Source organism: Falsiroseomonas oryzae (assembly GCF_027856955.1).
GTDB classification, from domain to species: domain Bacteria; phylum Pseudomonadota; class Alphaproteobacteria; order Acetobacterales; family Acetobacteraceae; genus Falsiroseomonas; species Falsiroseomonas oryzae.
This window is the reverse complement of record NZ_JAPSMD010000168.1, coordinates 1-11,209: the sequence shown is the minus strand read 5'-3', so window position 1 is coordinate 11,209 and position 11,209 is coordinate 1. Positions and strand designations below refer to the sequence as shown.

9 protein-coding genes are annotated in these 11,209 nt (G+C 71.9%); 5 read left to right on the top strand and 4 right to left on the bottom strand.

All coding sequences use genetic code 11. From position 1 onward, the window contains the following. On the top strand, nucleotides 1-287 hold a 287-nt coding region (locus tag OZN99_RS16555), incomplete at its 5' end, for an STY0301 family protein (protein ID WP_270936366.1). Nucleotides 288-309: 22 nt separating this feature from the next. Here OZN99_RS16555 and OZN99_RS16550 read toward each other — a convergent pair. The 4 genes from OZN99_RS16550 to OZN99_RS16535 are packed head-to-tail and all read right to left on the bottom strand — an operon-like array spanning nucleotide 310 to nucleotide 6,140. Further along, the gene (locus OZN99_RS16550; RefSeq protein WP_270936365.1) at nucleotides 310-1,965 is read right to left on the bottom strand and encodes a hydantoinase B/oxoprolinase family protein; all 1,656 of its coding nucleotides are present in this window, start codon (nucleotides 1,963-1,965) and stop codon (nucleotides 310-312) included. After that, a complete protein-coding gene (locus tag OZN99_RS16545; RefSeq protein ID WP_270936364.1) occupies nucleotides 1,962-4,073 on the bottom strand; it encodes a hydantoinase/oxoprolinase family protein in 2,112 nt (703 codons plus the stop codon). The genes OZN99_RS16550 and OZN99_RS16545 overlap by 4 nt, the downstream gene beginning before the upstream one ends. Further along, entirely contained in the window at nucleotides 4,070-5,335 is a 1,266-nt protein-coding gene (locus OZN99_RS16540) for a Zn-dependent hydrolase (protein ID WP_270936363.1), read from the bottom strand. Before OZN99_RS16540 ends, OZN99_RS16545 begins: the two co-directional genes overlap by 4 nt. Before the next feature lie 13 nt (nucleotides 5,336-5,348). Further along, nucleotides 5,349-6,140: an SDR family oxidoreductase gene (locus tag OZN99_RS16535; RefSeq protein WP_270936362.1), complete on the bottom strand. Its 792-nt coding sequence runs from the start codon at nucleotides 6,138-6,140 to the stop codon at nucleotides 5,349-5,351. Between the two features lie 108 nt (nucleotides 6,141-6,248). Here OZN99_RS16535 and OZN99_RS16530 point away from each other — a divergent pair, with 108 nt between their 5' ends. The 4 genes from OZN99_RS16530 to OZN99_RS16515 all read left to right on the top strand — a co-directional run. Beyond that, nucleotides 6,249-7,226 carry a 2-hydroxyacid dehydrogenase gene (locus OZN99_RS16530; protein ID WP_270936361.1) on the top strand — a complete coding sequence of 326 codons (978 nt, stop codon included), beginning with the start codon at nucleotides 6,249-6,251 and terminating at the stop codon, nucleotides 7,224-7,226. A gap of 123 nt (nucleotides 7,227-7,349) precedes the next feature. Further along, the gene (locus OZN99_RS16525) at nucleotides 7,350-7,700 is read left to right on the top strand and encodes a hypothetical protein (protein ID WP_270936360.1); all 351 of its coding nucleotides are present in this window, start codon (nucleotides 7,350-7,352) and stop codon (nucleotides 7,698-7,700) included. Between the two features lie 80 nt (nucleotides 7,701-7,780). Further along, complete coding sequence (locus OZN99_RS16520) at nucleotides 7,781-9,463, top strand: ABC transporter permease (protein WP_270936359.1); 1,683 nt, start codon at nucleotides 7,781-7,783, stop codon at nucleotides 9,461-9,463. A 91-nt stretch (nucleotides 9,464-9,554) separates the two neighbouring features. Next, on the top strand, nucleotides 9,555-11,209 hold a 1,655-nt coding region (locus tag OZN99_RS16515; RefSeq protein ID WP_270936358.1), incomplete at its 3' end, for a penicillin acylase family protein.

Sequence of the window (11,209 nt, the reverse complement as noted above, 5' to 3'; positions counted from 1 at the left end):
AGTGGCTCGGCGCCGGGCGTGGCGCGGGGACACCGCTGCGCGAGGTCTGGCTGATCGACGGCGTGCCCGGCGACGAGGCCGCCGGCGCGCCCGCGCTGCTCGCGCCCGACGAGACCCGCGGCCGCCCGCCGCGCTTCGTCAATACCTGGATCGTCGCACCGGGCGAGAGCCGATTGTTGGTCTGCATCTATGGCGGTGGCGTCTGGCTGCGGGCCGTCCTTCCGTCCTCGGTTCGGCGCTGCACCCAGACCGGGGATCCGCAGCGCATGGCGATGCGCTGCGAGTAGCGCGCCGCCGCCGGCGCGCCGTTCACTCGCCGTAGGTCGCCTTGGCTTCCGCTGCGCCGACCAGCCCATCGGCCACGTCGCGCGCCACCTTCGCGCGGTCGCGCTGCCTGGGGTCGCCCATGCCGCCGCCGCCCGGCAGCTTCAGCAGCAGATGCCGGCCCTTCGGGACGATCTGGAAGCCCTTGGTGCGCAGCACCGTGCCGTCATCCAGCCCGACCCAGCCCGTCGCACCGTCGCCGCCACCGTCGCGCCCCTTGGGCGCGTTGGCGACACGGTCGAAGATGGCGTTCACCGCGAATTCGGCATCGCCCTTGGCGCCGATCTCCATGATCTTGCCGAAGCCGCCGCGCGTGCGGCCGGCGCCGGCGGAATCCGGCCGGATCTGGTTCTGCCAGAAGATCACCGGCGCGACGTTCTCGGTCGCCTCCACCGGCATGGTCCGCACGCCGGACGGGAAGGCGGTGCCGTCCAGCCCGTCCTTCGTCGGCCGCGCGCCCGTGCCGCCGGAATTGAAGGTGATGATCTCGAAATCCGGCAACTCGGCCTGCGCGCCGCTGACCTGCGCGCCGCCGCGCAAGGGCGGGTTCCACAGCGCAGAGGAGCCTTCCGCATTCACCCGGTCCGGCACCGCCTGGTGCAGGCAGCCCATCATCAGGTCGGGCAGCAGCTGGCCCACCACGTGGCGGACGCTGACGGGATAGGGCCGCGGCGCGTTCAGGATGCAGCCTTCCGGAATCTCCATCCGGAAGGGCGCCAGCGAGGCCCAGTTGTTCGGGATCTCCGGCGCGACGACACACTTGATGCCGAAGCAGGAATAGGCGCGGCAATAGGCGGCCGGCACGTTGATGCCGCGGTTCGACAGGCCGGAGGTGCCGGCGAAGTCCACGACGATGGAGTCGGCTTGCACCGTCATCGCCGCCTTCAGCGTGACCGGCGCCTCGTAGCCGTCCGACGTGATCTGCGCGCGGTAGGTGCCGCGCGGCAGCTTCGCGATCTCCGCCAGCGTGGCCTGCAGCGAGCTGTCGAAGATGTACTCCGCGAGGTCGTCGATGCTGTCCATCGCGAACTCGTCCATCATCTCAACCAGGCGCCTGGCGCCGGCGTCATTGCAGGCGCAGAGGGAATAGACGTCGCCTTCCAGCTCCACCGGCGTGCGGCTGCCGGCGCGGAGGAAATCGAAGAAGGTCTCGTTCGGCCGACCGCGGTCGAAGCACTTCACGATCGGGATGTAGAGCCCTTCCTCGAAGACGCTCCGCCCTTCAGGCCCCATGCCGAGCCCACCGACATCGATGACATGCGCCGTGTTGGCGAAGAGGCCGACGATCCGGCCTTGGCGGAAGGCGGGAGTCACGACTGTCAGGTCGTGCAGGTGGCCGGTGCCGAGCCAGGGGTCGTTGGTGATGTAATGGTCGCCCGGCTGCATCGTCTCCGCCGGGAACTTGGCCAGGAAGTGGCCGACGGACTCCATCATGGAGTTGACGTGCCCCGGCGTGCCCGTAACGGCCTGCGCGAGCATGCGGCCCTTGAGGTCGAAGATGCCCGCGGAGAGGTCGCCGGCCTCGCGCACCGTGGTGCTGAAGGCCGTGCGGATCATGGTCTGCGCCTGCTCCTCGACCACCGCGATCAGGCGGTTCCACTGGATCTGGCGCTGGATGGTGGCGAGGGCTGCGTTGCTCATCGGGCGCTCTCCCGCGTCAGCTCCAGATACCCGAGCCCATCCATCCGGCAGGACCACCCCGGGCCGACAAGCGTGGAGGTCTCCGCCTCGGCCACGATGCAGGGACCTGCGACGCGCGAACCCGCGGGCATCGCGTCGCGGTCGTACACCGCCCAGTCCGCGACCCCGCCTGTCGCCGTGTCGCGGACTGCCTGGGTGCGGATGCGCTGCGGGGCCGGTGCATCGGCAACCGGCGCGATCGGATCCACCTCCTCCACCACCGTCGCCACGGTGACGGCGAAGGAGAGGATCTCCACGTCGCTCCCGGGCACCGGACGGTCGTAGAAGCGGGTGTACTCGGCGTCGTAGGCCGCGCGGATCGCCGCGACGTCCGCAGCCGTCAGCTCGCGCGCCGGTAGCGTCACCGCGATCTCGTGGCCCTGGCCGACATAGCGCATGAAGGCCAGGCGATGCTCGGCGCTCGGCGCGCCGAAGGACCCGTGGGCGACGACCTCCGATGCCTCGGCCGACATGCCGGCGAGCAGCGCGTTCACCGCCTCCAGGTCGAAGGTCGCGAAGCGCTGGTAGAGCGACTTCACCACCTCATAGGCGACCGGCGCGCGGAGGAAGCCGATGGCGGAGCCGACGCCGGCACCGGACGGCACCAGCAGCCGCGTCACGCCGATCTTCTCCGCCACGCGGTAGCCATGCACCGGCCCGCCGCCGCCGAAGGCGATGATCGACCGGCCTTCGTAGCCCTTGCCGGATTCGATGGCGTGCACGCGCGCGGCGTTCGCCATGTTCTCGTCCACCATCTCCACCACGCCGAGCGCCGCCATCTCGGGCGAGAGGTCGAGGCGCTCGCCGACCGCGGCCGCCATCGCGTCCTTGGCGGCGCCGGGATGCAGCTTGAGTGCACCGCCGGCGAAGAGGTCCGGTTCGTAGCGGCCGAGCAGGAGGTTGGCGTCCGTCACCGCGGGCAGCGTGCCGCCGCGGCCGTAGCAGGCCGGACCCGGATCGGCGCCCGCACTCTCCGGCCCCACCTGGATGCGCCCCATGCTGTCGAGATGCGCGATGGAGCCGCCGCCGGCGCCGATCTCCACCATCTCGATGACGGGGATTCGCAGCGGCAGGCCGGAGCCCTTCTTGAAGCGGCCGACGCGCGCCACTTCGAAGGTGCGCGCGGCCTGCGGGGCGAAGTCGTCCACCAGGCAGACCTTCGCGGTTGTGCCGCCCATGTCGAAGGACAGCACCTTGGCCCAGCCCTTCTGGCGCGCGACATGCGCGGCGAAGATCGCGCCGCCCGCGGGCCCGGATTCCACCAGCCGGATCGGGAAGCGCGCCGCCGTCTCCAGCGTGGTCAGGCCGCCGCCCGAGAGCATCAGGAACAGGGGGCAGGCCAGCCCCGCTTCGCGCAGCCCGTCCTCCAGCCGGTGCAGGTAGCTGGCCATCCTCGGCTGGACATAGGCATTGGCGACGGTGGTGGAGAAGCGCTCCCACTCCCGCATCTCCGGCGACACCTCGGAGGAGAGGGAGACCGGAAGGTCCGGCCAGATCTGGCGCACGATGGCGGCGGCTCGCTTCTCATGCGCGGGATTGACGAAGCTGTGCAGGAATCCGATCGCCAGGCTCTCGATGCCCTCCTCCCTCAGGAAGGCGAGCTGGCGGCGCACCGACTCCTCGTCAAGCGGGCGCAGCACGTGGCCCTCGTTGTCCAGCCGCTCCGGCACCGTGACGCGCCAGCGCCGCGGCACCAGCGGCTGCGGCAGGTCGATGTTCAGGTCGTACTGGTCGTAGCGGGACTCGTTGCCCAGCGCGAGCACGTCACGGAAGCCGTCGGTGGTCAGCAGCGCTGTGCGTGCACCCTTGCGCTCAATGATGGCGTTGGTGGCCAGTGTGGTGCCGTGGATCACCAGCGCGACGTCGGCCGGCTTCAGCCCGGCACGACCGAGCACCACGCGCACGCCCTCCAGTACGCCAAGTTCCGGCGCCTGCGGCGTGGTGAGCACCTTGGCGGTCCAGCGCTGCGTCGCCTCGCCCGTGCCGCGCTCGATGGCGAGATCGGTGAAGGTGCCGCCGATATCGACAGCGAGGCGCGCCTGCAGTGCGGAGGCGAGAGGCGCGCTCACTGCGCCGTCTCCGCCGCCCAGCGCGTCACCACGGCGCAAGCTGCCGCGAAGTCCTCCATCCGCATCGCCTCGTTCGGGTTGTGGCTGCCGTTCTGGTTGCGCACGAAGATCATGCCCGCCGGGATGCCGGCCTGCACGAAGGCCGCCGCGTCGTGGCCGCCGCCGCTGGCCATGGCCAGGTGCTTCACGCCGAGGTCCATGGCCGCACGCTTCAGCCCGGCCTGCACGCCCGCATCCATCGGCGCCGCACGGCTCGATGTCTCGGCGCCGAGTTCGAAGCGCACGCCGCGGCGCGCCTCGATCTCGGGCACCACGTCGTAGAGCGTCTCCATCAGCTCATCCACGCTGTGCGGGTTCACGCTGCGTACATCCAGCTGGAACACCGCCTCGCCGGCGATCTTGGTGAAGCCGGCCTCCACCGTCGTCGCCAGCACGCAGAAGGTGCAGACCAGGGCGTGGCCCTCGGCCTCCAGCAGCGCCCAGCGCTCATCCACGCGATGCGCCAGCTCGGCCAGGGCGATGGCGGCGTCGCGGCGATACTTGCGCGGGGTCGCGCCGGAATGGTTGTACTCGCCCAGCACCCGCGCCGCCCGCAGCCGACGGCTGCCGGGGATCCCCGTGACGATGCCCACAGGCACGCCTTCCGCGTCCAGCACCGGCCCCTGCTCGATGTGCAGCTCCAGGAAGGCCGCGGTGTCGACCGCGCTGAACGTCCTGCCGCCCTGCTCCACGAAGCCGGGATCGAAGCCTTCCTCGCGCATGTGCTCGGCAAGGGTGCGCCCGGAATCCATCCGCTTCGTCGCCAGCTCCGCCGGCTTCAGCAGGCCAAGCGCGGCACGGCTGCCGGGGTAGCTGGTCGGGAACCAGGCGCCCGCTTCCTCGGCCCGCAAGGCTGCCACGGTCACGTCGCAGCCCGGCACGAAGCCCGCGCGCTTCATCCCAGCCACGGCCGCGAGGCCCGCCAGCACCCCAGCCGCGCCATCGTAGTTGCCGCCGGAGCGGACGCTGTCCAGGTGGCTGCCCAGCACGATGCGCTTCGCCGCGCGGTCGCTGCCCGGCAGCGTCATCAGCAGGTTGCCGACCGGGTCGTGGCGGCTCTCCAGCCCCAGCGCATCGGCCGCCGCGCGTACGATCTCATGCGCCTTGCGCTCGCCCGGCCCATAGGCTTCGCGCGTGATGCCGACCCCGTCATGCGTGGCGGCGCGCAGCTCCTCGAACAGGCGCTCCGCCAGCGCGATATCCGGCGTCAGGTTCGGGATCACGGCGTGGCTCCCCTCACAGCATGCTGCGCACGCGGCCGCCATCCACGCGGATCATGCTGCCGGTGATGTAGCCGGCCTGCTCGCTGGCGAGGAAGGCGGCGGTCGGGCCGAACTCCGCGGGCGTGCCGATGCGGCCGGCCGGGATCTCGGCGGCCATCTTGCCCAGCTCCTGCTCCGGCGTGGTGCCGGCCTTGGACGCGCGGGAGGCGGCGTTCTGCATGATGCGGTCGGTCATGATGCTGCCCGGCGCGATGACGTTCATCGTCACGCCGTCCTTCGCCGCCTCGCCCGAATAGGTCTTGAGCCAGCCCCAGATCGCCGAGCGCAGCACGTTGGAGAGCGCCAGGTTCGGGATCGGGTGCTGCATGCCGGAGCTGCCAACCACCAGCACGCGCCCCCAGCCCCGCTTGCGCATCTCCGGCACCAGCCGGTTGGCGATGCGGATGGGCGAGGCGACGACATGCTCGAACCAGGTCCGTAGCGCGGCGTCGGTGATCTCCGCCGCAACGCAGGGCGGCGGGCCGCCATGGTTCAGCACCAGGATGTCCACGCCGCCGAGCAGGCGCACGGCCTCGTCGGCCAGGCGGTCCATCTGCTCGCCCTGCGCGACATCGGCCACCACACCATGCGCCGTCGGCGCGCCGGCCGCCTTGAGCGCTGCCGCCACCGCGTCCAGGCTCGCCTGGTCGCGCCCGCTGACCACCACCGCGGCGCCCTCCGCGGCCAGCGCATCGGCGATGGAGCGCCCGAGGCCCTTGGAGCCCCCCATGACCAGCGCGCGCTTGCCCTTCAGACCCAGATCCATCGTCGAACGCTCCTTGGCCGGCGGAAGCGCGAACCTGCCGCCCCGCGCCCCGGCTGGCAAGGCGGGCGGGCTCTGCTAACGGTGGCGCCGACCAGGGAGGAACCCCGCATGGCCAGGCCCGTCCTGCTGCTGACCCGCAAGCTGCCCGCCGCGATCGAGGCACGCGCCGCGCGCGATTACGACGCGAAGCTCAACACCGCCGACGAGCCGTGGTACCGCGACGGCGCGGAGATCGCGCGGCGCGCCACTGCCGCCGGCGCGGCTGGCGTGCTGTGCGCGGCCGGCGACCCGATGAACGCCGCCACCATCACCGCCCTGCCCGCCACCGTGAAGGCGATCGCCACCTTTTCTGTCGGCTTCGACCACATCGACCTGGCAGCAGCGAAGGCGCGCGGCATCGTGGTGACCAACACGCCCGAGGTGCTCTCCTTCGCCACCGCGGAATGCGCCTTCACGCTGATGCTCATGGCCGCCCGTCGTGCCGGCGAGGGCGAGCGCATGGTGCGCGCCCACCAGTGGGAGGGCTGGGCGCCGACGCAGCTGATGGGCGTGACGCTGGAAGGCAAGGCGCTGGGCATTGCCGGCTTCGGGCGGATCGGGCGCGAACTCGCCGCGATGGCACGCGGCTTCCGCATGAACATCCACTATCGCGACCTGCACCGCGCCCCGCCGGAGCTGGAGCAGGGCGCCACCTTCCACGACAACGACGACAGCTTCCTCGCGGCCATCGACATCCTGTCCATGCACATGCCGGGCGGCGACGCAACGCGGAAGTGGCTGAACGCGGAGCGGCTCGGGCGCATGCGGAAGGGGGCCATTGTCATCAACACCGGGCGCGGAGGCTCGGTGGACGATGCGGCGCTGGTGTCAGCGCTCAGGTCCGGTCACATCCGGGCGGCGGGCCTCGACGTCTACGACGGCGAGCCTCGTATCCACGACGGTTACTTCGGTCTCGAAAATGTGGCACTGCTCCCGCACCTCGGCAGTGCGACGGAGGAGACGCGCGACGCCATGGGCCACCGCGCGCTCGAGAACCTCGATGCCGTCCTGATGCACGGCAGACCGGCACCGCACCGCGTAGCATGACCACGCCTCCCAACCTTGCGTTGGGAAACTCCGGGACGGACAACTTCCCGCTGCGTCGGGGTTGCAAGATGCAGCCGGAAGGCGCAGCTAGGGAGTATCGGAGGGGATTAGGACGCGCGGTCGATGAGACACGCCGCACGCATCACGTTGTTCGTGCAGGATCGGGACGGGAAACTCGACACGTTCCCCGATCTCGAGGTGTTGCACGCGCTGATGCGTCAGGTGCCTCTCGTGACCCGCAACCCCGATGGCACGCGGACCCTGGTGTTCGACCTGGCGGACCCGGCCATGGCGATCGCCGGTCCCGCGCTGCCCCCCGCCCCTGACATCGACCGCCTGCGCGCCCAGATCGCCGCCTTCGGGAGCGAGGCCCGCGCGCTCCGCCTGACCCTGACCGCGGCACTCGCCGACGCGGCGGAAATGGTCGCGGAAGCCGAGCTCGCCGGATTGGCGCCCGAGCGCATCCGGGACTGAACCAGCGGAGCTGAGGGGGCCAAAGCAGCCGCGCGCCGGCACCCGGTGGCGGCCCCGCCGCCCGCGTTGTAGACCAAGCCATGTCCATCTCAGAGGCAGGTCTGGCCGAGGCGTCCGCGCAACGGCCGATCGCCGTGCCGCGCCGACGCCGCACGCCCCTCTGGGCCTGGGCTTCGGTCGGCGCCGCCGCGCTCATCGCCGCGCCGCTCGTCTCCGTGCTGCTCACGGCCTTGGCGCCAGGAGGCGATTCCTGGCTGCACCTGACGCGCACGGTCCTGCCCGACCTGCTGGTCAATTCGGTCGTGCTTGCCGTGCTGGTCGGGCTGATGGCGGCGGTCATGGGCGCGGTCAGCGCCTGGCTGGTCGCCGCCTGCGCCTTTCGTGGTCGGGCCCTGCTGGAGGTGGCGCTGCTGCTGCCACTGGCCATGCCGGCCTATGTCTGCGGCTACGCCTATGTCTGGCTGCTGGACGTCGCCGGCCCGGTGCAGTCAACGCTGCGCGCCAGCACGGGCCTGAGTTGGGGCGAATACTGGTTCCCGGAGATCCGCAGCCTGCCGGGCGCCGCCCTGATGCTGGCGGCGGTGCTCTATCCCTATGTCTACCTGCTGTGCCGGGGCGCCTTCCTCACGCAGAGCGTCTGCCTGCTGGAAGCGAGCCGCACGCTGGGACATGGCCTGCCGCGCACCTTCCTGCATGTCGCGCTGCCGATGGCCCGCCCGGCGCTGGCCGGCGGCATCGCGCTGGTGCTGATGGAGACGCTGGCGGATTACGGCACGGTGCAGCATTTCGCGGTGCGCACCTTCACCACCGGCATCTACGACAGCTGGTTCGGCCTTGCCGACCGGCCGGCTGCCGCGCAGCTCGCCGCCTGCCTGATGGGTCTGGTCGCCATGCTGCTCTTGCTCGAGCGGTTCTCGCGGGGCGGCCGGCGGTTCCATCCGACCACCACGCGCCACCCGCCGCTCCGGCCCGTCGTGCTGCATGGCTGGAAGGAAGCCGCGGCGATCCTGGCCTGCACGCTGCCCATCCTGCTGGGCTTCGTGCTGCCGGCCGGCACGCTGCTGGCGCTGATGCTGCAGGCCGGCAACCCCTTCGAGGCGCGACGCACCCTGCCCTATGCGCTGAACAGCCTGGTGCTGGCCGCGCTGACCGCATGCCTTGCCGTGCTGCTCGCCGCGATGCTGGCCTGGGCGCAGCGCCTGCATCCCTCACCGGTCCGCGCCGCCGGCAACCGGATCGCCTCGCTCGGCTATGCTGTCCCCGGCTCCGTGATCGCGGTCGGCGCCCTGGTCCCGTTCGCGCTGTTCGACAACGCGCTTGACGCCTGGATGCGGGCGCGCTTCGGCATTTCCACCGGCCTGCTGCTGTCGGGCACCATCGCCGCGCTGGTCTTCGCCTATCTGGTGCGCTTCCTCGGCGTCGCCCTCTCGGCCGTCGAAAGCGGGCTCACCCGCGTGAAGCCGAGCCTCTTCGCCGCCGCCCGCGTGCTCGGCCGCACACCTGGCCAGGCCGTGCGGGAGGTCGAGCTGCCGCTCGCAAAGGGCGCGCTGCTGACCGCGGGCGTGCTGGTCTTCGTGGACACGATGAAGGAACTGCCCGCCACGCTGATCGTGCGGCCCTTCGATTTCGACACCCTCGCCGTCCGGGTCCACAACCTCGCCTCCGACGAGCGGCTGGCGGAGGCCTCGACGGCGGCGCTGCTGATCGTCGTGGTCGGCCTGCTGCCGGTGGTCGCCCTGGTGCGCGCGATGCGCCGGAACTGATCGGGGCGCGCATCGGCGGCCTGGGCAACGGCGTGCGCTGGACGCAGCGCGGCGGCGATCCATCTCTCGCGGGATTGCGACGGACCTGCCCATGACGGACCTGCGACACATCGCCGCCGCGCTGCTCCTGCTGGTTGCGATGCTGCCCGGCTGCGCCGCGCTCTCCCCGCGCGCGACCACGGTGGATCATCGCCTCGCCGCCCTGCCCGCGGCGGGTGCGCCGGTGTCGCAACCCGTGGAGATCCGCTGGAACGATCACATGGTGCCCTGGATCGTCGCCGGGACAGACGAGGACCTGGCCGTCGCGCTGGGCCTGGTGCACGGCCATCTCCGCGGCGCTCAGGTGCTGCTGATGCGCCTGGTCGCGCAGGGCCGCCTGTCGGAAGTGGCGGGACCGCTCGCGGCGGATGTGGACCATGCGCTGCGCATCCTCGGCTTCGGCCGCGCGGCGCCCGAGGTGATCGCCGCCTGGCCGGCCGAGACGCGCGCCTTCGTGCAGGCCTTCCTGCGCGGCCTGAACCACGCGTTGCTGAACGGCCCGCGACCGCCCGAGGCCGGGCTGCTCGGCCTGTCGCGCGAGCCGGTGACGGAGGCCGACCTGCTCGCCATCGGCCGGCTCGCAGGGACCGACATCAACTGGCTGGCCTATCTCTCGCTGCTGCCGCAGCGCGGCAACCCGGACTTCCCCGAGCTCTGGGCCCGCACGCGCGAGGCCGGCGGCAATCCCGTGGGCCAGCAGCAGGCCGACCTGCTGCACCGGATCCTGGCCGGCACCTCGCGCGCCGGCAGCAACACCGTGGCGGTCAGCGCCGCGCGCAGCGCGACCGGTGGCGCGCTGATCGCCTCAGACCCGCATCTCGGGCTGAACATGCCGAACCTGTGGCTGGTGGTGGGCATGCGCTCGCCCTCCTACCACGCGGTCGGGTTGATGGTGCCGGGGCTGCCGATCCTCGGCGTCGGGCGGAATCCGGACGTCGCCTGGGGCGGCACCAACCTGCGTGCCGCCTCCTCCGACCTGTTCGACGTCTCCGCGCTGCCGCCCGAGGCGTTCCGCACCGAGACGACGCGGATCCGACAGCGCTTCTGGTTCCCGACGACGCGGCAGGTCCGCAGCACGCCGCTCGGTCCGGTCATGACGGATGCGGCCCTGCTGCCAGGCTCGGGTGCGCCGATCGCGCTGCGCTGGGTGGGACACGCGCCCACCGACGAGATCACGGCCCTGCTGCGCGCGGCGCGCGCGACCGACGGCGAGGCATTCCGAGCGGCCTTCGCCGGCTTCGGGGTCAGCGCGCAGATCATGCTCTGGGCCGACCGGCGGGGCCGCGTCGGGCAGTTCGTCGCGGCCACCCTGCCCGACCGCGCCGGATTCCCTGCCACCGACTTCGTGCTGGACGCACGCGACCCGGCGGCGATCCGCCCCTGGGATCGGCTGCGCGATGCCTCTTTGCTGCCGGCCCAGAGCGAGCCGCCATCGGGAACGCTTGCCTCCGCCAACAACCGGCCCCGCTGGGCGGAGCAGCCGGGCGCGCCGCCGCTCGGCTTCTTCTTCTCCGACGACGATCGCGTGCTGCGGCTGCAGGATCTGCTCGCCGCCACGCCGCGCCATACGCCGGCGACTCTGGCGGCCATCCAACGCGACATCCGCTCGCCGCGCGCGGCCGCGCTGGCCGCCGGCCTCGGCGAGCGGCTGGCGGCGCTGCACGGGGGCCATCCCGCGCCGCGGCTGAGCGACGCGCTGGCAGGCGG

Bases quoted from the DNA above. Each gene is read 5' to 3' on its own strand.
- OZN99_RS16550 (WP_270936365.1), bottom strand. From the start codon at position 1,965: ATGAGCAACGCAGCCCTCGCCACCATCCAGCGCCAGATCCAGTGGAAC.
- OZN99_RS16535 (WP_270936362.1), bottom strand. From the start codon at position 6,140: ATGGATCTGGGTCTGAAGGGCAAGCGCGCGCTGGTCATGGGGGGCTCC.
- OZN99_RS16530 (WP_270936361.1), top strand. From the start codon at position 6,249: ATGGCCAGGCCCGTCCTGCTGCTGACCCGCAAGCTGCCCGCCGCGATC.
- OZN99_RS16525 (WP_270936360.1), top strand. From the start codon at position 7,350: ATGAGACACGCCGCACGCATCACGTTGTTCGTGCAGGATCGGGACGGG.
- OZN99_RS16520 (WP_270936359.1), top strand. From the start codon at position 7,781: ATGTCCATCTCAGAGGCAGGTCTGGCCGAGGCGTCCGCGCAACGGCCG.